The organism is uncultured Flavobacterium sp., from assembly GCF_951805225.1.
Lineage (GTDB): Bacteria > Bacteroidota > Bacteroidia > Flavobacteriales > Flavobacteriaceae > Flavobacterium.
This window is the reverse complement of sequence record NZ_OX638201.1, coordinates 1,495,220-1,517,715: the sequence shown is the minus strand read 5'-3', so window position 1 is coordinate 1,517,715 and position 22,496 is coordinate 1,495,220. Positions and strand designations below refer to the sequence as shown.

At 31.4% G+C, this 22,496-nt stretch carries 23 protein-coding genes; 4 read left to right on the top strand and 19 right to left on the bottom strand.

Translation table 11 applies throughout. From position 1 onward, the window contains the following. The first annotated feature begins 252 nt into the window (after positions 1–252). The 4 genes from WN975_RS06530 (at position 253) to WN975_RS06515 (ending at position 2,986) form a co-directional block, all read left to right on the top strand. Positions 253–915, top strand: coding sequence for an HAD family hydrolase (locus WN975_RS06530; RefSeq protein ID WP_337965795.1), 663 nt, complete (start codon positions 253–255; stop codon positions 913–915). Between the two features lie 69 nt (positions 916–984). Continuing rightward, positions 985–1,827, top strand: a complete 843-nt coding sequence (locus tag WN975_RS06525) for a DUF2911 domain-containing protein (protein WP_337965794.1) — start codon at positions 985–987, stop codon at positions 1,825–1,827. 218 nt (positions 1,828–2,045) lie between these two features. Next, complete coding sequence (locus WN975_RS06520; protein ID WP_337965793.1) at positions 2,046–2,570, top strand: TetR/AcrR family transcriptional regulator; 525 nt, start codon at positions 2,046–2,048, stop codon at positions 2,568–2,570. A 2-nt stretch (positions 2,571–2,572) separates the two neighbouring features. Then, positions 2,573–2,986: a nuclear transport factor 2 family protein gene (locus tag WN975_RS06515; RefSeq protein WP_337965792.1), complete on the top strand. Its 414-nt coding sequence runs from the start codon at positions 2,573–2,575 to the stop codon at positions 2,984–2,986. Here the strand turns inward: WN975_RS06515 and WN975_RS06510 are convergent, their stop codons facing one another. The 19 genes from WN975_RS06510 to WN975_RS06420 form a co-directional block, all read right to left on the bottom strand. Further along, on the bottom strand, positions 2,987–3,616 hold the full coding sequence (locus WN975_RS06510) for an MCP four helix bundle domain-containing protein (RefSeq protein ID WP_337965791.1): 630 nt from the start codon (positions 3,614–3,616) through the stop codon (positions 2,987–2,989). A gap of 78 nt (positions 3,617–3,694) precedes the next feature. After that, complete coding sequence (locus WN975_RS06505) at positions 3,695–4,303, bottom strand: hypothetical protein (protein WP_337965790.1); 609 nt, start codon at positions 4,301–4,303, stop codon at positions 3,695–3,697. Between the two features lie 66 nt (positions 4,304–4,369). After that, positions 4,370–4,870 carry a hypothetical protein gene (locus WN975_RS06500; RefSeq protein WP_337965789.1) on the bottom strand — a complete coding sequence of 167 codons (501 nt, stop codon included), beginning with the start codon at positions 4,868–4,870 and terminating at the stop codon, positions 4,370–4,372. A gap of 24 nt (positions 4,871–4,894) precedes the next feature. Continuing rightward, the gene (locus tag WN975_RS06495; protein ID WP_337965788.1) at positions 4,895–5,383 is read right to left on the bottom strand and encodes a hypothetical protein; all 489 of its coding nucleotides are present in this window, start codon (positions 5,381–5,383) and stop codon (positions 4,895–4,897) included. Beyond that, a complete protein-coding gene (locus WN975_RS06490; RefSeq protein WP_337965787.1) occupies positions 5,362–5,853 on the bottom strand; it encodes a hypothetical protein in 492 nt (163 codons plus the stop codon). The genes WN975_RS06495 and WN975_RS06490 overlap by 22 nt, the downstream gene beginning before the upstream one ends. Before the next feature lie 56 nt (positions 5,854–5,909). Beyond that, positions 5,910–6,707 (bottom strand): hypothetical protein, encoded by a 798-nt coding sequence (locus tag WN975_RS06485; protein WP_337965786.1) that lies wholly within the window; start codon positions 6,705–6,707, stop codon positions 5,910–5,912. Between the two features lie 28 nt (positions 6,708–6,735). Next, the gene (locus WN975_RS06480; RefSeq protein WP_337965785.1) at positions 6,736–7,422 is read right to left on the bottom strand and encodes a hypothetical protein; all 687 of its coding nucleotides are present in this window, start codon (positions 7,420–7,422) and stop codon (positions 6,736–6,738) included. 70 nt (positions 7,423–7,492) lie between these two features. Then, positions 7,493–8,659, bottom strand: coding sequence for a tetratricopeptide repeat protein (locus tag WN975_RS06475; protein WP_337965784.1), 1,167 nt, complete (start codon positions 8,657–8,659; stop codon positions 7,493–7,495). Between the two features lie 47 nt (positions 8,660–8,706). Beyond that, complete coding sequence (locus WN975_RS06470) at positions 8,707–10,431, bottom strand: sodium:solute symporter (RefSeq protein ID WP_337965783.1); 1,725 nt, start codon at positions 10,429–10,431, stop codon at positions 8,707–8,709. A 121-nt stretch (positions 10,432–10,552) separates the two neighbouring features. Beyond that, positions 10,553–13,084: a PIG-L family deacetylase gene (locus WN975_RS06465; protein WP_337965782.1), complete on the bottom strand. Its 2,532-nt coding sequence runs from the start codon at positions 13,082–13,084 to the stop codon at positions 10,553–10,555. Between the two features lie 206 nt (positions 13,085–13,290). Then, on the bottom strand, positions 13,291–14,919 hold the full coding sequence (locus WN975_RS06460; protein WP_337965781.1) for a hypothetical protein: 1,629 nt from the start codon (positions 14,917–14,919) through the stop codon (positions 13,291–13,293). Between the two features lie 217 nt (positions 14,920–15,136). Further along, a complete protein-coding gene (locus WN975_RS06455; protein WP_337965780.1) occupies positions 15,137–15,664 on the bottom strand; it encodes a hypothetical protein in 528 nt (175 codons plus the stop codon). 190 nt (positions 15,665–15,854) lie between these two features. Then, entirely contained in the window at positions 15,855–17,666 is a 1,812-nt protein-coding gene (locus tag WN975_RS06450) for a hypothetical protein (RefSeq protein ID WP_337965779.1), read from the bottom strand. A gap of 85 nt (positions 17,667–17,751) precedes the next feature. Further along, positions 17,752–18,852 (bottom strand): AI-2E family transporter, encoded by a 1,101-nt coding sequence (locus WN975_RS06445; protein ID WP_337965778.1) that lies wholly within the window; start codon positions 18,850–18,852, stop codon positions 17,752–17,754. Between the two features lie 113 nt (positions 18,853–18,965). Then, entirely contained in the window at positions 18,966–19,496 is a 531-nt protein-coding gene (locus WN975_RS06440) for a mechanosensitive ion channel family protein (RefSeq protein ID WP_337965777.1), read from the bottom strand. Positions 19,497–19,506: 10 nt separating this feature from the next. Further along, positions 19,507–20,091, bottom strand: a complete 585-nt coding sequence (locus WN975_RS06435) for a Maf-like protein (protein WP_337965776.1) — start codon at positions 20,089–20,091, stop codon at positions 19,507–19,509. Then, a complete protein-coding gene (locus WN975_RS06430) occupies positions 20,084–21,010 on the bottom strand; it encodes a geranylgeranylglycerol-phosphate geranylgeranyltransferase (protein ID WP_337965775.1) in 927 nt (308 codons plus the stop codon). Before WN975_RS06430 ends, WN975_RS06435 begins: the two co-directional genes overlap by 8 nt. A 149-nt stretch (positions 21,011–21,159) precedes the next feature. Next, positions 21,160–21,687 carry an HAD-IIIA family hydrolase gene (locus WN975_RS06425; protein ID WP_099712548.1) on the bottom strand — a complete coding sequence of 176 codons (528 nt, stop codon included), beginning with the start codon at positions 21,685–21,687 and terminating at the stop codon, positions 21,160–21,162. Beyond that, entirely contained in the window at positions 21,671–22,432 is a 762-nt protein-coding gene (locus WN975_RS06420) for a DUF2520 domain-containing protein (RefSeq protein WP_337965774.1), read from the bottom strand. The genes WN975_RS06425 and WN975_RS06420 overlap by 17 nt, the downstream gene beginning before the upstream one ends. Positions 22,433–22,496 lie beyond the last annotated feature (64 nt).

The window sequence follows — 22,496 nt, the reverse complement described above, 5'->3', positions numbered from 1 at the left end:
AGGTTCTGAGATGCTAAGTTACTAAGCTTGCAACTGAAAATCGGAGAATCTTAAAGCCTTGAAAAATGTTTCAAATTCTGGACGTACGTGAACTTTGTCAAAGTTTTAAACTTTGACAAAGTTTCCACACAAACATCAAGAAACCTGAAACAAAAGAAAAATAATTACAAAGTAAAAAACACACAGACTATCCGGTTCCAAAAGAAAACCTTAGAACCTCAGAATCTCAGAACCTTAGTACCTTTAAAAAAAATGATTAAAACAGTAATTTTTGACATGGATGGTGTAATTGTAGACACTGAACCAGTTCACCGTTATGCTTATTACAAACAATTTTCGGAATTAAATATTACCGTAGGCGAGGAGATGTACACTTCGTTTACCGGATTTTCGACTCGTAATACTTTCCAGGCTTTAAAAGGATTTTTTCCGACTATAGAGCATGAAGTAGAAGATTTGATTCAGAGAAAGAGAACTATTTTTAATGATGCTTTTGATACCAAAGAAGATTTGTATCTGTTAGATGGTGTAGAAGATTTGATTAAAGATTTGTACGCTAACGGAATACAGTTGATTTTGGCTTCTTCGGCTTCGAAAGTTACGATTGAGCGTGTATTTACGAGATTTAATCTGCACCAATATTTTACAGATATTGTGAGTGGTGAAGATTTTCCGCAGTCAAAACCAAATCCGGCGATTTTTGTGCACGCAGCTTCATTGTCAAAAGCACCAAAAGAAAATTGTATTATCATAGAAGACAGTACAAACGGAGTAAAAGCGGCAAAAGCTGCAGGGATTTATTGTGTTGGTTATAATAGTCTACATTCTAAATTGCAAGATCTGTCTGATGCTGATTTAATTATTAATCATTTTAACGAATTAAACGCACAAAAAATATCACAATTAGGCGCTTGAATTATATAAAATTTAACATTTGTTACCTAATTGAATTTGTAAATTTGAACAAACAAAATAAACTCACACATGAAAAAACTACTTATTGCATTAGCCATTATTTTGGCTCCTTTTGCTACAGAAGCACAAATAAAAACCCCACAAGCGAGTCCGAAAGGCTATATTAAGCAAACAGTTGGTTTGACTGATGTTGAAGTTACTTATTCAAGACCAGGCGCCAGAGGTAGAGCAGTATTTGGTAATTTAGTTCCGTTTGGGAAATTATGGAGAACTGGAGCTAATGAAAATACAATCATCAATTTTAGCGATGATGTTGTGATTGATGGTAAGACTTTGAAAAAAGGGAAATATGCAATATATACTATTCCTAAAATCGAAAGCTGGGAAGTTATTTTTTACCTTTCTACAGACAACTGGGGATTACCAGAAAACTGGAGTGATGCATATGTTGCTTTAAGAACTACTGTAAAAGAGAACGCTTTATCAACTCCTGTTGAGACTTTTACAATTGGAATCAATGGTTTAGATCCTAACTTTGGATATTTAGAAATGGCTTGGGAAAACTCTCATGTTGCTTTAAAATTTGAAGTTCCAACTGCAAAAACTGCTACAGCTAGCATCGAAAAAGTATTAGGCGGACCAAGTGCAAATGATTATTTTGCTGCAGCTCAATATTTATTCCAATCTAACGGAAATATCGAAAGTGCAAGAACTTACGTTGATAAATCTTTGGATATGAGCACTGAAAAACCATACTTCATTTTAAGATTAAAATCTCAGATTCAAGCAAAACAAGGTGATAAAAAAGGAGCTGTTGAAACTGCAAAAGCGTCACTTGCTGCTGCTGAAGCTGCAAACAATCAAGATTACGTAAAATTGAACAAAGATAGTATCGCTGAGTGGAGCAGATAATAATTCTTTAGAATTATTAAATTCCAAATTTTAGAAAATCCAAATTCCAATTAATATTGGGATTTGGATTTTTTTGTTTTGTGCTTTTTTGTCGTGTTGACTGCAAAGCTTTGTCAAAGTTTAAAACTTTGACAAAGCTCACACGTGCAAATTAAATAGACAGACTTGTCTGTATATATTGTTTTTATTTATACATTTGTACTTCTAATTCATTACAAATGCAACCAAAAGAAAGAATCTTAGATACAGTCTCCGTTTTATTCCATAAACAGGGATATAATGCTACGGGTATAAATCAGATTATTGACGAAGCAAAAGTGGCAAAAGCGAGTTTCTATCAGCATTTTAAATCTAAAGAAGATTTATGTGTGGCTTTTTTGAATCAGCGTCATGGCTTTTGGTTTGAACAATTGGAGAAATTTGTTTTAAATGAAAAAGACTCAAAATCAAGAGTTGTGGCTTCTTTTGATTTTTTGATATTTATGAATCAGAAAGAAAACTTTAGAGGTTGTAGTTTTTTGAACATACTTTCTGAAATTCCTTCGGATAATGTAAAAGTTTTAAATGTAATTCAAAGTCATAAATCTGATCTTCGAAATTACTTTAAAAATCTGATTAATAATGAACTCACAGCAGATCATGTTTATTTACTTTTTGAAAGTTGCATTATCGAAAGTCAATTGTTTAAATCAAATAATCTTATAGAACAATCTAAAAAAATCATTCAAACTTTAATTTTATAAAAATGGAACAGAAATTACCATTGCCTCCTTTCACGTATGAAACGGCATTAGAAAAAATTCAATTAGCAGAAGACGCTTGGAATAGTCAAGATCCAGAGAGAGTTTCAAAAGCTTATACCGTAGACAGCGAATGGCGAAACAGAGACCAATTTGTAAACGGAAGAGAAGAAATCATCCCTTTCCTGACTAAAAAATGGGAAAAAGAGAAAAATTATAAGCTAAAAAAAGAATATTGGGCTCATACCGAAAACAGAATTGCCGTTAGATTTGAATATGAATATCAAAACGCCGAAGGAAATTGGTTTAGAGCTTACGGAAACGAAAATTGGGAATTTGATGCAAACGGTTTAATGCAAAAAAGATTTGCCAGTATAAACGATCTTGCCATTAAGGAAGAGGACAGAAAATTAAGATAATTAATTTAAACTTGGCGGTTCCGGTATTTTGATATTTCGCTTAATCTTTTTTACAATTAAAAGATAGAACGTAATTCCGCCCAGAATTATGAGTAAAGCAATTTGCAATTGTCCCAGACTATTGTTTTTATTATACATTGCATTAGCGCTTGCCAATTTAGCTTTTCCTTCCTGAATCTGTATTTGTGATAAAGATTCTAATGTTGTTAAAGCTTGCTGACTCAAAGCAACAATTTTGCCCCAGTTTTTGCTGGCAACATGATTGTTTATTTCTTTGCAGGAAATCAAAAAAGTATCAAAATACTGTTTTTCTTTATTTGTTAAAACTGTTTTAGCATACAAATCATCAATGTTATGAATGATGTCCAGCGTATGAATAATTTCGTCTTTTTTAGTATTATCGCTTAGACCTAGTTTTTCAGCTTCGGCTTTTATGAAATGTAGTTCTTTAGAATATTGAAAGATATAATGCGCCACAACCAATCGATCATTAAAAATGGCATTAATATTTTCGTTTACGTTTTTTGAATTTCGAAGCGTATTAAAATTTCCCAATAAAATGATTAGCATCACAACAAGCAAAATATAAGCAGCCTTGGTTTTATTGCTGTATTTTTTTAAATCTTTCATAATGTGGTATTTTAATTGATTAAGAAAGCTGATTTATAAGATCTGTTTTTGCTTTAATTTGAGAGAAAGACTTAATTTTTATTTTGCGAGTATTCCAATTTTTAGATTTCTCTCAATATTTTTTATGGCACCAATTGGCGCAATTTTGATGGTTTTCTTTCCTTTTTGCACGTAAAAATAATAAATGCTATTGGAGTTAATAATGTAAACTTGTTCAGATTCGCCACTAGTATAATTTAAAGTAGTATTATAATTTACTTTATTGTGCTTGATACGATCCATATTAGAGTAGCCGCCAGCGAGTCCTGTACCAATGAAGAATGACAATAGGGTGAAGGCAAACGCTTTGAAAGAAGCAAAAAGATAATAATTTTTAAGCTCTTCTTCTGATAATTCTTTTGTGGATTTTAATTCAAATATTTTTTGAAGTGTCTTATTGTTCTTGTATTTCTGGAAGATTCGCGGCAAATAATAATGAAATACAAAAAGGGAAACTATAAATAATAGTGTAATTGGATTTGAAGTAAACTCAGCAATTGGACTAATCAAAATGTCCATGATCGTTGAGTATTTCAGAATATTTATTCCTAATTGATAATAAAAGATGCTCTCTTTGAGTATTCCTAATATTACAAGATAAATGTAACCTAGGGGAAGTAGTTTTTGTATTTCCTCTGAATATTTCATTAAATGGTTTGTTTTTGGCGTATACTAAAATAGTACTTTTTTATTACAAATATTCAATAAAGGAATCTATATGTTTTTAATAAATTTGCCATTTTCAAAAAGACATTCTTTCTTTTCTCCGTTTTTATCTATTGAAAAAAGCTTTCCATTTTTTTTATTATTGGTATAAGGACAACTGTAAATTAAAACTCCATCTTTCAACTCTTCTTCGAGTTTTTTATTTCCGTTTTTTTCGTAATAAGTTGTCAACATTATTTTGTGGTCAAGATATCTAACTTTCTTTTTAATTTGAGGGCTTTTCTCATAGTAATAATCTTCATCCAAAACTATGACTTCTTTTCCATTAGCATAAACAGAGGTTTTGTATAAAATTCCATCAACAAATTCAATTTCAGAAACTAAATGAGTTTTGTGCTTAAAGTTTTGAACTTTACCCGTAAAAAGTTTATTGTCTTGTAATTTATACACTAAACTGTCTTTTGTATAAATGTCATTTTTAGTTAATATTTCCTGAGAATAAATGTTCAAACTGAATACTGTAAGCAGCAACCAAAGATATTTTTTCATTTGTAATTTATAAATAGATTATAATTAGTTGGATTTATTTTGATGAATTAATGTCATCGTTTGTTTGTTTACAATTTCAGCAGCTTTGCGCAGAAATGGTGGATTTGTACATTCACCATAGCTGATATAAACTATGTGATCGTCGTCTTCGAGATTTTGATTTCTCTTTTCCGCTTCCAGATAACTTTCCATTCCCATAATTAATATAACGGGATTTCCTTCGTGATAAAGTTGTGTTGCAATTCCTACTAAGCGGCCTTCTCCAATTTGTTGCGCTTCTTTGTCCTCTAATCCCAAAAGCATCATACAATACAATAGAGAACAAGGTTTTGCATCCTTCCATTTGGAATTATTTTCTATAATTTCAACACCATGATTTAGGTTTTCAAAACATTTTGTGTAAAGTTGATCAGAGATTGAATTTTCTACAGTCCTTTCATCCTCAACGGAATTTTGACTTTGAATTTGAACAGAAAAATAAAGTGATACAATTAGAATGATTTTTTGAAACATAACTGTTTTATTTTGGAATATAATTCCCTAAAGATATTAGTTTTTTCTAATTTAAATTTCTCACCTTCTTTATAACCAATTGGAAATGTTGGACTTTTAATGCCAAATGGTCCCGCGTGATCCTCATTATAATATAATTCATCATCGTCATCACTATATCTTCCGGCGCAAAGAAGGTTAAAAGTTGTAGTATTTCTACTTGATTTCAGAACATTTATATCAATCCAAATCGGAACTTTATTCTTTCGATAAAGCAAATCAATTACTTCAATATTAGTTAAATTTAATTTTATAATCCCTTCGTCTTCGGGATAAATATCGAACTTAACATTATTATCATGGTTTGGGAAAGTAAAGATCACATTGTATCTAAAATTGGGTTTCAGTTTATCTGAAACGTAACGTTCAGCAAAATCAAGCGCTATAAAACTGGCATTTTTTAAACGGAATGAGAACTCTTGTTTTGTCATTTCTTAAATGTTCTAATATTAGAAATTCTACAATTTAAAATAGCCTAAAATATTCTTTATTGAACTTTCGATAAGTCTAATATTTTTGAATTTACAGATTCGACTAAAATTAATTCAATTTGTTCTTGTATTTCAGGAAGTTTGTTTGTCGTCTTTAAAGCCAATATTATTGGTTTTATTTCATTTTTATATATTTCAACAGTCAAATTATCACATTTTGATTCCCCAAATCTTAAATATTCAAAAACATTGCTTAGTCTATTTTCATTATTAGATTCTAAGGCCTCTTTAATTGCAGAAATTCTATTCCATTTTTTGTGATTTTCTTTCCACCATTTTTTAGCATTTAATGAAAGATTTTTTCTGTATTGCGCGGTTCTTTCTTCGATGGTTTTGTTTTTCCAATCCAATTCATAGTTCCCGTTTTTTATATAATAATTATAGTTTTCTTTCAAAAGCTTCATTAATGTTTCATCAGTTACATCAATGTTTTTATAACCAAAATCTTGAAATGTTATATCCTCAAGCAACCAAGCTGATCGTATAGCAATCCAATCTATATTATACGGTAAATACTCTCCGTGACCATAATATGTTGTAGTTCCTGGATAAATTAGATCAGCAGTACCTGTTAATTTTGAAAAAGTAGTGTCTTTTAAAAGCGCAATTAATTCAGGAATAATAGCTTTTTGGTAATTTTCAAGTTCTTTTTTCGCGGGATATATATATCCGTAAAACGAGTTTTTCTTAAACTCTGTAAATAAACTATCTATTTTAACTGAATTGATTTTCTGAGCATTAACGCTTAGAAATATTGAAGCGAAAACAAAAGTAAAGTAAAATTTAATTCTCATAATTTTTTAAATTAGTCATACGAAAATTTTAAAATGCGGACATTTCAATTCTATTCTTATATTTCTTTTTTTCAATAACCCAGATAATCTCATAACCTCCGGCACCATCACCATTTGAAGATTGGATGTATAAGATATCATTTATTTTATCATAATTTATTTTAGAGTCGGATAAACTGGGTTCGTATAGATTTTTTAAAGCCTCATTTGGTATCGGGACTTTTATATTATTTATTTGAACTTCTATACTTTTATATTGTCTTTTAGGTATTTCTCCGTCCGTTCCTAAAAAATCTAAATTATCAATTTTTTTAAGGATATCTGAATCTTCTTTTATAAATTGTAATTTATGCTTCTCTTTAACGAAAGGACTTTCGGTTATTTTAACTTTCACATTTGGACTATCAAATAAAACTTCTGTGACTTGATTTAATTTTAAAGGAATATTTGTAAAATCGCCTATGAATTTAATTTTGCCTTTATAAATATATCCGTTTAATTCTTTTCCGTTTTTTTTATAATTAATATTTGCCCAATTTTCTTTTGGTTCAAAATAATAAATTATAAATCCATTATCTAGTTTGTCCGAAATATTATTAGCTATTTCTCGCGAACTTCGGACATTAACATAACCATCAGAATCCTTAACAATTGCAAATTGCGAATAGGAAAAGCTTAGATTTAGTAAAAACAGAATGCATAAAACGTTTTTCATTAAAACTTTAATTTACTATTTTAAAAAGTACTTTTTATTACAAACATTCAATAGATGAATTATAAAAAAACTAAAACCCTTCAGTTGATAAAATTAATTCATCAATCTTATACGTATCGGAATCTAATTCTTTAGATTTTAAGAATAGTTCTCTAGCCTTATTAATTTCGTTATTATCAAAATGATAAATACCTAAATTTCGATAAGCATATGAATTATTTTCATCAAGTTTTAGTGATTTTTCAATATCTAGTAAACCTTCAGTCGGATTTCCTGTTTTGATTTTACAAAGACCTCTATTGTTATATGAATACGCAAAAAGTTCGTCATTTTCTAAAGCTTTATCAAAAAGAGGAATTGCATCCAAAAATCTATTCAATATTATTAATGTAAATCCTTTATTATTTAAAGAATAAATGTTCTTTGGGTTTAATTCAAGTGATTTATCGTAAAATCCCAAAGATTCTTCATTTAAGTCTAGTCTACTATAAATAAGACCTCCATTCGAATAATCATCTGAAGTCAAAGTTAATTTGAATTCTTTTAATGATTCATCAAATATTATTTTAGCTCTTTCAAAATTTTTAATTGTGATATTTACGAAAATAGCTAGTCGATAAATAGTAGCATCTGTAATATTTGATTTAATTAAGAAATCGAAAAGGATAGCAGCTTTTTGATATTCTTTCTTATTGTATAAATCGATAGCTTGTTCGAATTCATTTTTAAAAGTTCGAAACTTAAAAAGTCTAACTAACGAATAACCATCATTATATGTTGTTTCTCCATTATATAGGAAGATGGGATTTTTATTTGGGATTAAATTTCTAAATAAATCAAATATTGCCATAAAGAAAAAAATTACCGCAAAATGCAAATAAGAATCACTCAGATCCATTGACAATGTTAAATAAAGAAATATAGAAGACAATATAAAAGAAAATATAGGTCCTGATATTATGTAAACAATTTGTCTGTTTATTGACATATCTTGTGTAGATGGAATACATAAACCGTTTTTCCAAGACATCATTTTATAATTTAGCCAAACGTCTAATAAGCCAATTCTGAAATTAAAACTTTTTTCAGAATCGCCATACGAACCTATATAAATTGAAACTTTCTTTCGACTTAGCAGAATAGCAGGAATTGCGTGCCCAAGTTCATGTAAAACAACAATAAATCCTCTTATAATTATTATTAGAATAAAAGATTTAAACAGAAAGATTTCCTTCATTTATTTTACAGCTATAAAACAATTTTAATAAATTATTAGTTTATCGATTACTCTAAAACAACTTCCTCAGAATCCGGTTCATTTTTGAAAAACGCAACTTGCATTAGCAAAGCAAGAACAATAGTTAACATTGCTCCAATAAAATTCAGCCATAAATAACCTAGTTTTTCTTCTTTGTAAATCATGAAATAGTAGATTACAAAAATGGTTGTCTGGCTTATAATAGCGCTATAAAACATCGCTTTTGCTTTTACGCGACGCAGGTAAAATCCAACGAGGAAGATTCCCAAAACGGTTCCGTAGAAAATAGATCCAATGATATTTACTAACTGAATTAAATTCTCAAATAAGGTTCCGACGCAAGCAAAAAGTATTGCTACAACTCCCCAGAATAAAGTGAAGAATTTTGTCGCATTTAGATAATGTTTCTCTGATTTTTCGGTTTTCAGATTTCGTTTATAAATATCAATTGCAGTTGTAGAAGCAAGAGCATTTAATCCCGAAGCAGTTGACGACATTGCTGCCGAAAGAATTACCGCCAATAATAAACCAATAAGTCCTTTTGGTAAATAATGCAGAATAAAGTGAAAGAACACATAATCTTTATCATTCGTTTCGCTTGTACTATCGGCTTTTAGAATAATTTCTTTGGCGCGATCACGTAAATCTTTTTCTTTATTGGATAAAGTAACCAATTCTTTTCGCAAAATTGGATTGTCAAAATCCTGATTCAACTGATCGATATACAATAAGTTTATTACTTTTTTGTCTTCTGAAAGCGTGCTTAATTTCTTTTCTAAAGCGTGATATTCTTCTTTATAAGCCGATTTTTCAATGACAATTTTATTATTCGGATTAAAATTCAAAGGAACTGGATTGAATTGAAAAAACACAAAAACCATAACTCCGGTTAACAGAATAAAGAATTGCATTGGCACTTTTAAAAGTCCGTTCATTATTAATCCCATTTGGCTTTCGCGAACTGATTTTCCGGATAAATAACGACCAACTTGTGATTGATCGGTTCCAAAATAGGCGAGGGCAAGGAAAAAACCTCCGGTGATTCCGCTCCAAAAAGTATATTTTTCTTCGGGATCAAAAGAGAAATCCACGATGTTCATTTTATCATTTGCACCAGCAATATGCAATGCGCTTGTAAAAGTCATATCGTTTGGTAAGTAGTGTAAAATCAGGAAAAAGGTGATGAACATTCCGGACATAATCACAAACATTTGTTGTTTTTGCGTTACGTTTACGGCTTTTGTTCCGCCTGAAAAGGTGTATATAATCACGAGAACACCAATCATGATGTTCATCAAGGTTAAATTCCAACCCAAAAGTGCTGATAAAATAATGGCCGGAGCATAAATGGTTAATCCGGTTCCTAAACCTCTTTGTACCAAAAATAGAATTGCTGCGAGTGAACGTGTTTTTAAATCAAATCGCTTTTCCAGAAATTCGTATGCCGTAAATACTTTATTTTTGTGATATAATGGTATAAAAGTCAAGCAAATAACAATCATAGCAATTGGCAATCCAAAATAGAATTGCACAAAACCCATACCGTCGTGATAAGCTTGTCCCGGTGTTGAAAGAAATGTAATTGCGCTGGCTTGTGTGGCCATTACCGAAAGTCCTACGGTATACCAAGGTGTTTCGTTGTTGCCTAGGATAAAATCTTCGACATTTTTACTTCCTTTGGTTTTCCAGGAACCGTACCCAACAATAAATAAAAGTGTAACAATTAGTACGATCCAATCAAATAGTTGCATAAGTTATGAGTATAATTGCATGATTAAGAAAAAAATCAAAATGTAAATTGCATTAGCTACCAAAACATAAGTGTAGCTTTTTTTCCATTTTTTTACTTTTTTAGCTTCCATTGTGAATGTTTTATTTCTTTAATTCTGGTTTTGGAGCTTCTATTGGCTGCTTTAAGGAAATCATGTTAGACAATAGTCTATAGGCACCTGCAACTCCTTCTGGTAATTCTCTAAAAAAGCTTAAACCGGTGTAAATATAGTATCCTTTTCCATATGGCGCTACCAATAATGCTCCATCTTTAGGCGATTCTCCTTTGTCATGCGACGATAGAATAGGAGTGAAGGCAGGATCGTATTGATCTGGATAATATAAACCTTGTTCTTGTTTCCAGCCTTCAAAATCTTTGGTGCTAATTTTATTCGGCACATTCAAAATTGGATGATTTGGCGCCAGAAAAGTAACTTTTGCATTTTCTTCGGTTACACGATCATTTGAGATTTTTAATGAATATGGTGCAATTTGCTCGGTTACGGTTTTACCGGGAGTATTGTATTGCACGATCATGTTTTTACCGCTTTTTACAAAATTAAAAAGTATGTTTTGTTTGTTTGCCAAAGCATTTACGGTATTATAAGCGCGAACTCCGGTAATTACTACATTAAAAGAATCTAATTTCTCAGGCGTGATTTCTTCTGGTTTTATAATTGAAACTTTATAACCCATTTGCGCTAAACTTTCCGGAACTTCGTCGCCTGCGCCCATAATATAAGCAATTGCATCTCCGTTTGTTTTTAGATCAATTCTAATGCATTTTGATTCGGCAGGTTTCAAAACCATCTGTTTGGTAATATGCGGATAATCGATAATAGTCTGGTCTTTATCAAAACGTTTATTGTCTACAATTGCAATGCTTTTTGCAACAACTTCTTCAGGATTTACGGGCGGTGTAACTTCAAAATAAAAGATTTGCTCATTTCCTTTTTTCTCTAATGTAAACGGAATTTCTTTTGGTGAAACATCCCAGCTTTTTGGCAATTCTAATTGTAAGTTTCCTTTAATTCCGTCTTTTCCGGCACGAACTTTTACAGGAACCATTTTACTTTTGGTAGTTCCAAATATTAGCACTTTCTCCAGAACTGATGTTGTAACTTCTGGAACTATATCCAGAAAATTATACATTTCACCTTTTACACCATCATTATATTTGTAAACAACTGTGCGCTCAAACGGAATTTCGATTCCACTTATTTTTACATTAAAAACAACTTTTACTTGTCTTATAATATCCGGTATTCCAATGTTTTCCTGATTTGAAACGGTATACATTCCAACGGTTGCTTTTTCTTTTAGCCAATAAGGTTGCGTATATTCGATATTCTCAGGAATTTGAATATTAAGCGTTAATCTTTGATCGTTATTATTTTTTAGCGCAATATTTTGAGCTGTATTCTTATTGTCCGGTAATGAAGTTACGTTGATCAATTGCATTTCTACAGGCGATCTATTGATTGCTTCAATACTTACTTTAATGGTACTTCCGGGAGTTGCTTCTTGTTCAGAGGCAGCAGCTTCAAGATATAATCCTGAACACGATGCAATTATATTTTTTACGGCAGCAGCTTTTAGAGGTTTCCAATGATCATCGTCTAAAGCTTCAATCATTGAATAGACTTTTACTAAATCAGGAATACTTGCAGATGGATTGCTAAAATCATATTTAGAAATAATTTTTGTAATTAAATCACCAATAGGTTTTCCGTTTTTAACACGATTCCATGAAGTGTCGATTCCGTCAAATAAATTATCACGGTCAATAGGATTTTCTCCTTTTATAAGTTCAAGATATTCAGTTTCCTGACCACGAGCTCCGGTACTTCCAAAACCTTGCGATTGATGGCGACTACGGCTTAAAGCAGCAATTTCCTGATTTGATTTTCCAATTCCGGTATAATAAACACCTGTTTCTAATCTTGTAAATTTTGATTTATCAGCAGCGTCAAATTTTTCCTGACTTCCGTAAAACCACCATGAAGGATTAAAAAATGTACGTTTTACTTGCCACGGTTTTACATATTTTAATTGTTCCGGATATATTTTAGGATCGTTTGTAAGCTTAAAACTTTCGACACTCAACATTGCCGATGACGTATGATGTCCGTGTGTTGTTCCCGGCGACCGATGATCAAAACGGTTTATAATTACGTCTGGCTGAAATTTTCGAATAGTCCAAACCACATCAGAAAGAACTTTGTCTTTATCCCAAATTTCCAAAGTTTCATCTGGATTTTTAGAATAACCAAAATCATTGGCACGCGAAAAAAACTGTTCTCCGCCATCAATTTTTCTGGCTTCGATTAATTCCTGAGTTCTTATTACGCCAAGTAATTCGCGCAATTGCGGACCAATTAAATTTTGACCTCCATCGCCGCGTGTCAAAGACAAATATCCGGTTCTTGCATTCATTTCGTTTGCCATATACGAGATTAAACGGGTATTCTCGTCGTCTGGATGTGCTGCCAAATACAAAACAGAACCTAAAAAATTTAATTTTTTGATTTGATTGTAAATTTCTACAGAACTTGGTTTTTGTGGTTGTTGTGCAAAAGAAAAGGAAATTCCTGTTAGAAAAATAAGAAGAATTTGTATTTGAATTTTTCGCATAGCGTAGTTAAATGTTTTGAAAGAGCTTCAAAAGTAGTAATTATATCTTTGAACAGTATTTAAATGAAATGTTAATGTTTGGTTATTGATTAGCTTTTTTAAGAAAAACGATTCAAAAAAAAAGCTGCCAGATCAAATCTGACAGCTTTAAGATAATTTGATTTAATAAAAATTAAATCAAGCGGTATTTCCTAGGATTACAGAAACTATTTCAATTTGTTCTCTGTGTCTTTATAGTTTCCTGTAATAGTTACATTGCTGTTTTTGGTTACTTTTCCGTAAATAGTAATAGACGAATCGTTACCAATAAAATTGATTTTCGCACCACTATTTAATCTCAAATCTCCCCAAATTACTACAGTACCTTCAATTTGCAATAAGGCATTACTATTTATGATTAATTCTGTTGGATTTTGTTGTTGGTATTTTCCTTGAGCCATGGTTCCTCTCATATTGAAAGTTCCTCCACTGTTTAAAGTTACACCATTTTGTATTGTAATTGAACCACAATGTGTTAAAACTGCACCTGAATTTATCATTGCCGAATTAATTGCCGTAGAACCTGAATATGATTTAATTTCATTTGAATTTAAAATCAGGTTTTGACCTTGATTATAAGTTCCGTATCCAGAACAACCAGCAAAAGTAGTGTTTGGTTTTTCCATTTTAATGATTTTCAAACCACCTTTTCCACTTGCAACATAGATATAATCGCCACTAGATTTCACATAGTTTGATGAACCTACAATACCAACTGTTCCTAATAAACTTAGCTGAGAACCTGTTTTATAAACATTTAAACCCGCTGCACCATTTGCAACAAATGTATATCCATCGTTTACAGAAACTGCATTTGTAACATTGTCTTCGCCTGGAGTTGCCAATGGAATACTTTGAAGTTTAGAACCGCTATTGATATCATAAACCCCTAAACCATTATATCCTTCAGAAACTAATAATTTTGTACCATCAAAATCCATTGTTCTTTTTGCAGCGCTAACATCTGTAGAAGTTGTAAAGCTTTTTTGCAAAGAAAGAGTAGATTCGTTATAGATATTTACACCTTTTGTTCCGCTTAGCGTAACAATTTTGTCTCCGCTAATTGCTACAGAACGTAAATCTTCTACAGTTACTTTTCCTGAAACAACTTTAGACGAGCTGTTTATTTTGAATAAACTTCCCTGATCTCCGGTTACGGCAAAATAAGAGCTTGAATTTGCAGCAACATCTGTAGTTACTTTTCCTTCAAGATTTGTGATTGTATAGTTATCCGTAAGCAAACCTGAACTCAATTGCATTGTTATAACAATTGAAGGATTTGTCAATTCCGGTTTTTTATCAATATCTGTTGCAGCACCAATAATCAAGCTTCCGTTTGAGTAGGTAAGTGATGTAATATCTGTATTTGCAATTAATGCAGATGTAATTAATTTAGGCTTATAAGGATCAGAAACATCAATAACATCGATCGCTCCTGAATAAACTTCGCCCATCATTGTATAAGCAACATATGCAAAATTACCATTTACAGCTACGTGATTTGCTTGCAAAGTTCTTCCGTTACTATCTTTTGGCGGATTTACTTCGGCGATTTGCACTAATGGCAAAGCATCTGTTGCAGCTTCACTGCGTAATAATTTTGAAGTTGATGAATTTGCAATCGAAATTACTCCTGAATTGGTATAATCCAGTCTTTTATTCAAAGAAGTAACATCGTTGTTAATTTGAATATTATTGTCTTTTGCCTGCGTATCCGTATTGGATTCGTCATTATTAGTACAAAATGTAAAAAGTGACATTGCTACTAACGAAAATAAATAAACTCTCTTTTTCATATTCTATCTGTGCTTATATTTTTTGCAAAGATACGACATATTTATATTAAAATAAGGTAATGATTAAGAATAGTTTAACTAATTGTTAATTTATTAGTATATATTTAAAGAATACTCAATAAATTAACGCATAATCAAAGTATTATGCGTGCATAAAAAAAGAGTATCAAATTATTGATACTCTTTTGTGCTGAAAATTAGTTATTTAGCAATTATATTAACGTCTTCCGTGTCCACGGTGTTCATCGTGATCGTGATCATCATCATGTCTGTCGTGTCTATCGTGTTTGTCATAACGTCTTTTATCATAATGTTTGTAATCTCTACGATCATCACGACGATCATTATAACCATACGCTACCGGTCTTGGTCTGTAACATCTTTGTGGTGCTCCGTGATATCCTTTATAGTATTTTACTCTGTGACGATCAAAATAAGTGTAAGGAGTTCTACCGTGATAATCATTCAAAACTACTTTATAACCTCCGTACAAATCATAGTTTCTATATTGTCTTGGTAAATAAGTTGTTCTAACCCATCTTCCTCCTCCAAAATAAATAAACTGAGAAGCTCTAACATCATAATAAGCTTCAATGTCCGGCAAATAGTAATATTCCATTTCTGCATAACCTTCAGGACCCCAAGCCGGAGGAGTTCCTATATTAACGTTTATTGATACCTGAGCTTGTGTGGCACTTGCAACCAAAAGGAATAATCCAACGATTGCTATTTTTATTGTTTTCATTTTTTTTAGTTTTAATTTGTTCTGTTTGGTAATATTCATATACTGTGCCAAAAATTAAAACCAAATGCATTTCGTCGGATAAATGATGCTTTTTAACGAGTGATAATTCGCTAATATTTATGTAATATTTTGATTTTTAATGAGTTTTGAAAAGTGTAGAATTTAGAAAAAAAAAGATATTTTTTTTCTGTTATTTATATTCAACAATTCTTGGCTTAGCCAGCTCAAAACTTTGCAAACCAAAATCAGTAGTTTCAAATGTATTGGTTTTAAATACATTATCTCCCTGAAACGGAATTGTCGGGTAATATGACAACGAAAGCTGAAAGGAACTAAATACTAAATAGTCATTACTGATTAATAATCCTATTGTCACTTTTGAATATCCTTTGTTTCGCGCCATCGCATTATTTGGACTCCCTAATACTGCAATCGAATAATTAAAAAACGGATTCATACGAAATCCTAATACAGAATAAGGCGAGTAGGTTTGGGTTTGTAAAGACAAAACCATTTTATTAGTTCCGTAAATGGCACTATTAAAACCAGCCAAACCATTTTGTTCATTTATATTAAGCTGATCTCCAATAATATTTTCACGATTTACACCTATAACTATTTCAGGATTAACGAACTGTCTCAATTTCCATCTTCCTATTGTAAAGAGCTTTGTAAAATAATTTGATTCGAATAGAAAAGCAGTCTGATATGTTTTTGAATCATGAAGAAAAGTTCCTGCTTCGAAATTGGTACTTAAAAATCCCCATTTATAATAATTTCCAAATGAAAACTGTGCGCCAAAATAAGGCCTCCACATCATATTTTTGTACTGATAACCTAATGTAATGCCGTAAATCCGTCCAACGGGAACGTCTTCCGTTTGGCCATTTCTAAAAATATAACTGTCTTTGATAAATTTACGAGTATTGATTCCAATTCCGCTTAAAATGAGTTTTTCATCCGAATAAAAATGCGTTGGATCATAAAGTTCCGAAGGAGTTTCGGTATAATTTACATTTAAAAACCTTCCGGAAACAATCAAATTTGTGATTCCGTTTGAATCATCTTCAAAAACTTTTGACGCTTTTCCTGCCCATAAATCCTGAAAATTATATTTAAAAGGTTGAAATGCATACGTTAAATCTGGTGCTTGTAAACTGTCTCTTCTAAAATTTTGTCCCACAAAAACTCCGCCTCCCCATTTGGTTAAAGGAGAATAGAAATCACGCTCTACATTAATACTTTTGCTATAGTTATTATCCAAATCCATTTTATAATTCAAAATGGTTTTGATATACGTGTTTTTTATATTTGGAATCGTATAAGTGGCTTCATTGGCATTTTGGCCGTCACTAAATCTATTCGTAAATCGATATTCAAGTTGTTGCCCTGAACCAAAAAAGTCTTTTTCTTTTACTCCAAATGAAACCTGATTGCTTGATATTGAAAACTTAGGAATTGTACTCCACGAATCTAAAACCCGAATAGTAACATCTACAGAATCAGATTCCTTGCTTGCCAGTTTATTCGAAATTCTAACGGCGGTCACATATTTTTGGGCACGAATCAAACGTTCAGATTCCTGTACTTTATAAGCATTATAAGGCGTGTTTCTTTTGAATAAAAGAAGATTATAAATTGCTATTTTTTTAGTTTTCAAATGCAATCGGTTTCCCGTTCTTTCTCCCCAGTTTTTAGGAACCTGAGTAGTATCTGTAATAGAATGACCAAAAGGATCGAGCGTAACTATATTAATGTTTCGGATAATTTTCCCGCTGTAATCCGTTGTATCCGTAATAAGAAGTTCTTCCTTTTTTTTGGGTTTATTTGTTCTGAAAAAAAGTTTGTGAAGATTTTGAGTAAATTTATTCTTTTTCGAATAATTACGTATTTTTTTATAAATATCAGTACTGTCTTTCTTCTCGGTTTTAACCTGAGCATAAGTACCTTGTAAGCAAAAGCATAAGATAATAAAAACAACTATTTTTCTGTTCACAAACATTTAGATGATTTTTGACTGGCTTACAAATGATTCTTAGATCAAGGTAAGAAAATTATAAGCTTAAATTTAGCAAATGAGTTAATTTTTAATTCTCAGCTTTAACTTTCCTGATTCTCCATGTAAATTTTTTAGGCATATGATTTCCCATAACATAACCCCACGGTTCCAGTGATTCTATTCTGTCAAAAATAATTTTTAAGATCGCTAAAAGTGGAATAGCCAAAAACATTCCCGAAATTCCTGCGGCAGCACCGCCAATTATAATTCCAATAATTGATACAAAAGCATTAATTTCTACTTTAGAATTGATAATTAAGGGCACAATTAGATTATTATCGATTAATTGAACAATAATATTTACGATAAGAATTCCCAGAATAATAGATGTTTCGGCAGATCCTGTTAAAGAAGCTAAAACAGTAATAACTCCCGCGATTAAGATTCCGATATATGGAATCACGTTTAGAATTCCGGTTATTAATCCTAACAGAATAAAATATTTAATACCAATAATCCAAAGCCCCAAACTCGTTAATACCGATACAACAGCCATTTCAAAAATTAAACCTACGATATAATTGTTTATCGAAACTTTGATTTGAGACAAAATACCTTTTAAAGTGCTATGATTTTCTTTGTCGATCAATTTGGCAAGAAAAAGCACGAAATGATCTTTATACAATAAAAACAGAAAGGTATAAATTGGAATAATTGTACAATCCAAAAGCAAATCTGTAATAGAAACAATTGCAGAACCTATTGTAGCTTTCCCATTCTGAACAGAATCTTTTGTGACATTATCCAGATATTTTTTCTGTTCACCAATACTTACGTGAAAATTGTCTTTAATAAACTTATGAATATCCGTTATAAAAGCATTTGCGTTCTTTTTTATAGTATCAAAATCATTTGCCATATCCGTAACTTCATAGGATATAAAAACTAATATTCCGATGATAAAGGCAGCAAAAAGCAAAACACAGCAAATCGCGGCAAGATGCCTTGGGAATTTCAATTTTGTTTTTAGAAAAGTAAATACCGGAAGCAATAAAACAGCAAACAAAAAGGCCATTAAAACTGGCGTAATGATATCTTTTGCGATACAAAATATATAGGCAAAAGAAATTAAACTTATTAGTATGCATGCAATTTTTGCATAGAATGGCAACTTAATTGGCTGAATCATTTTTATGGAGTTTTTGTAAAACTATAATTTTGGTTAAGCAAATATTATACTTTATTTCAGTAATAATGTTTTAGCTTTTTTCTTATAGTTTATAAAATTCCCATTCAAATGTTTTAGTCAAAAAACTCTTTGTCTTCGTAGTGTGACGGCATAATCGAAATGCCTTTTTGCAATAATAAATTGTTTGGAAAAATAATTCTTTCGCCTTCTTTTGTTTTCAGATTGACATGGAAAGCGCTAATATCTTCGATTTCAGCTTCGATAGGAAAATCTTTGTCGTGAATTTTGATTGTATCTCCAATTCTAAAAGGAAATGAAAAGAACAAAATCATTCCCGAAGTAATATTGCTCAAAATGGACCATTGCGCAAACATTGCAACACCAATAACGGTTGCAATTGATGAAACTGTAATGAAAATATCCTTAGTTTCAACGCCCCAAATTACAATCAGACTAATCGTAACGAGTATATTCATAAGGATATGAATGTACTTGATTACCAAATTGGTTCGATGTTCTAATAACTGACTTGAACTTGCGTAGCGTCGGATTAATTTTGCAATAATAATTCTTAACGCGACCAAAGCAATTAAGACAATTATGGTGCTTAGAATTTCCTCGCTATATTCTTTAAAAGAAAACATAAATAAATTTTTACACTAAAGTACTCAAATATTCGTAAACTTTAGCCGTAGGCAATCCCATAACATTGGTGTAAGAACCTTCGACTTTTGCAACTGCCATAAAACCAAACCATTCCTGAATTCCATAAGCGCCGGCTTTATCATAAGGTTTGTAGTTTTCGATATAATATAAAATTGCTTCGTCAGACAAATCATTAAAAGTAACTTTTGTAATATCATGCAAAAGGGTAGAAGTAGTGCTTGTTTTAAAGCAAACAGAAGTAATTACATCGTGTGTCGCATTCGACATTGATTTGATCATTGCAAAAGCTTCATCTGCATTTTTTGGCTTTCCTAAAGCTTTATCGTTGTGCCAAACAATCGTATCGCTTGTTACCAGGATTTCGCTTTCTTTTAGTTCACCTTCAAACGCACTTGCTTTTAATTCGGCTAAATAATCGGTGATTTCTACCGCTTTTAATTCCGGCGGATATATTTCTTCGATATCTTTTAATCTGATTTCAAAATCAAGATTTAAGTCCTTAAAGAATTGTTGTCTTCTTGGTGATCCCGATGCAAGAATTATGGTATATTTTTTTAGTTTTTCTTTAAGCATTGTAATGAATATTTAAGGTGATAACCAGAATTGATAAAATTCCGAAAAACAAAATCAGTTTTAAAACCGTACTCAAATGATGAAATTCTTTTTGAGTTTTTGCTCCAAATATTTTAACTATAAAGTATAATAACGGCGCTAAAACAAAAGCAAAAGTATAAAGAGTAACAAAAATAAGATTGTTTTTAAAGAAATAGGTATTGATATAAAGCAAGCACAAAATAAACGGAATTATAGCAAATCCTAATGCAATTTTCGCTGCACGGTCTTTACCAATTGCAATTGGTAATGTATTCATTCCTTGATTATAATCTCCATCTACATCTTCAATATCTTTAACTATTTCGCGTATGAAATTAATCATAAAAGCAAACAAAGCATAATCCGTCAGGATCGAAAATAAACTTGCCATTTGCGGTTTATTTTCAGCATTGATTGCAGGGAAAATATCAAAAACTCCAATGATAATAACACTCAAAGCAAGCGTTAATGCCACGACAACATTACCTACAATCATAATTTGTTTTAATGTTGTAGAATAAAAATAAAGCATTGAAGCAATCAGAATAAAGATTGTTGCAAAACCAGGTCTCAAAATAACATTCGATAAATAAAAACCTATCGCAACTCCGGTAATATTCAATCCAAAATAGATATTATAGGCCGCAGTTTCAGATATTCCTTTGCCAATTACAACATCCTGAGGTTTATTTATTGTGTCCGTTGCAACATCATATATATTATTGATTACATAACCCGCTGCAGCCAATAAAACAGTGCTTAAAACCAATAATCCATACTGAATATCAGATAGCGCCAAAGGAATATTTTGCTGTTTTAAAAAAGCATAACGAAACAAAACCTGCATAAAAGCAAGCATCAGTAAATTTTGATAACGAATGAGTTTGAGGAATTTCATTTTTTCTTTAGGTTCTGAGGTTCTAAGAGGCTAAGGTTCTAAGGTTTTTTTGAGAATCTTTGTCAAAGTTTAAAACTTTGACAAAGATAGTATTACGATTAAAAATTATCACAAATAATTAATAATTCACAATTAACAATTCACAATTATCAATCGTGTTTCCCACTAAAATGTTCCATCCATTTTCCTTGTACTTTCATTACTTGCTCGATAACGTCACGCGCGGCACCTTTTCCTCCTTTTACATGCGAAACATAACGGCAAATATTCTTGATTTCAGGACTTGAATCTTGCGGGCAAGTTGGTAATCCTACTAATTTCATAACATGAAAATCAGGAATATCATCTCCCATATATAACACTTGCTCTGGTTTAATATTGTAAGTTTCTGTGTATTCCTTAAAAGTCGCAACCTTGTCAGGAACTCCTAAATGAATATCGTTGATTCCTAAATTACGAAGTCTAATGCGAACGCCTTCGTTGCTTCCGCCAGAAATAATGCAAACATTAAAACCACTTTCAACAGCCGCTTTCATTGCATAACCATCACGAATATTCATCGTACGAAGCATTTCTCCTTCATTGGTTACAAAAACGGAACTGTCTGTAAGTACGCCATCTACATCAAAAACAAAAGTTGTGATGTCGTTCATTATCTCTTTAAAATGTTTTGCCATTATTCTGTATAGATTGTGTTAGTATTTTATAAATATTCTTTTGATTTTCATTCGATAAGTATTCCAAATGCGCTTCAATTGTGTTAGAATCTTTGCGTTTTGCAGGACCGGTTTGAGCATCAATTGGATCGAGAGTTTTGATTTTTTCCGCAGTTTCCTGAATTAAAGGTTTCAAAACTTCAAACGGAACCTGATGTTCGTTACAAATTTCTTGTCCAATTTGATATAAGTGATTCGAAAAATTGTTTACAAAAACGGCGGCAACGTGCAAAGCTTTCCTTTGATCAGAATTTATAGGATAAACAGCACTCGAAATACTTTTTGCAACAGTTTCTAAAACGCGAAAATCAAATGTATTTTCGGCTTCCAAACACATCGGAATAGTTGAAAAATCAATCTCTTTCTTTTTAGAAAATGTTTGAAGCGGATAAAAAACGCCTTTTCTGTTTTTTGGATCTAAAACATCAAGCGAAGCCGCTCCCGAAGTATGAACCACGATTCGGTTTTGAAAAGGTAAATTAGAAGAAACTTCAGAAATAGCTTTGTCCGAAACCGCGATAATATATAAATCAGCTTCAATTAATTCCTCAAAATCATTTACAATTTTATTGTAATCAATTATAGAAGACAAAGCCTCTTTTTTTCTCGAAAAAACCTGAACAATTTCAATAAGTTCACTTTTAGTGAAAGCTTTTATCAAATGTTGCGCGACATTTCCGGAACCAATTATCGTTATTCGAGTCATAGCGCAAAATTAGCATTATTTTTTTAATGTCTATTGCTTTTGATTCGTTTGTCATTCGCTCAGA

Coding starts and splice junctions, on each gene's coding strand:
- WN975_RS06530 (WP_337965795.1), top strand. CDS start 253: ATGATTAAAACAGTAATTTTTGACATGGATGGTGTAATTGTAGACACT.
- WN975_RS06525 (WP_337965794.1), top strand. CDS start 985: ATGAAAAAACTACTTATTGCATTAGCCATTATTTTGGCTCCTTTTGCT.
- WN975_RS06520 (WP_337965793.1), top strand. CDS start 2,046: ATGCAACCAAAAGAAAGAATCTTAGATACAGTCTCCGTTTTATTCCAT.
- WN975_RS06515 (WP_337965792.1), top strand. CDS start 2,573: ATGGAACAGAAATTACCATTGCCTCCTTTCACGTATGAAACGGCATTA.
- WN975_RS06510 (WP_337965791.1), bottom strand. CDS start 3,616: ATGAAAGATTTAAAAAAATACAGCAATAAAACCAAGGCTGCTTATATT.
- WN975_RS06505 (WP_337965790.1), bottom strand. CDS start 4,303: ATGAAATATTCAGAGGAAATACAAAAACTACTTCCCCTAGGTTACATT.
- WN975_RS06500 (WP_337965789.1), bottom strand. CDS start 4,870: ATGAAAAAATATCTTTGGTTGCTGCTTACAGTATTCAGTTTGAACATT.
- WN975_RS06495 (WP_337965788.1), bottom strand. CDS start 5,383: ATGTTTCAAAAAATCATTCTAATTGTATCACTTTATTTTTCTGTTCAA.
- WN975_RS06490 (WP_337965787.1), bottom strand. CDS start 5,853: ATGACAAAACAAGAGTTCTCATTCCGTTTAAAAAATGCCAGTTTTATA.
- WN975_RS06485 (WP_337965786.1), bottom strand. CDS start 6,707: ATGAGAATTAAATTTTACTTTACTTTTGTTTTCGCTTCAATATTTCTA.
- WN975_RS06480 (WP_337965785.1), bottom strand. CDS start 7,422: ATGAAAAACGTTTTATGCATTCTGTTTTTACTAAATCTAAGCTTTTCC.
- WN975_RS06475 (WP_337965784.1), bottom strand. CDS start 8,659: ATGAAGGAAATCTTTCTGTTTAAATCTTTTATTCTAATAATAATTATA.
- WN975_RS06470 (WP_337965783.1), bottom strand. CDS start 10,431: ATGCAACTATTTGATTGGATCGTACTAATTGTTACACTTTTATTTATT.
- WN975_RS06465 (WP_337965782.1), bottom strand. CDS start 13,084: ATGCGAAAAATTCAAATACAAATTCTTCTTATTTTTCTAACAGGAATT.
- WN975_RS06460 (WP_337965781.1), bottom strand. CDS start 14,919: ATGAAAAAGAGAGTTTATTTATTTTCGTTAGTAGCAATGTCACTTTTT.
- WN975_RS06455 (WP_337965780.1), bottom strand. CDS start 15,664: ATGAAAACAATAAAAATAGCAATCGTTGGATTATTCCTTTTGGTTGCA.
- WN975_RS06450 (WP_337965779.1), bottom strand. CDS start 17,666: ATGTTTGTGAACAGAAAAATAGTTGTTTTTATTATCTTATGCTTTTGC.
- WN975_RS06445 (WP_337965778.1), bottom strand. CDS start 18,852: ATGATTCAGCCAATTAAGTTGCCATTCTATGCAAAAATTGCATGCATA.
- WN975_RS06440 (WP_337965777.1), bottom strand. CDS start 19,496: ATGTTTTCTTTTAAAGAATATAGCGAGGAAATTCTAAGCACCATAATT.
- WN975_RS06435 (WP_337965776.1), bottom strand. CDS start 20,091: ATGCTTAAAGAAAAACTAAAAAAATATACCATAATTCTTGCATCGGGA.
- WN975_RS06430 (WP_337965775.1), bottom strand. CDS start 21,010: ATGAAATTCCTCAAACTCATTCGTTATCAAAATTTACTGATGCTTGCT.
- WN975_RS06425 (WP_099712548.1), bottom strand. CDS start 21,687: ATGGCAAAACATTTTAAAGAGATAATGAACGACATCACAACTTTTGTT.
- WN975_RS06420 (WP_337965774.1), bottom strand. CDS start 22,432: ATGACTCGAATAACGATAATTGGTTCCGGAAATGTCGCGCAACATTTG.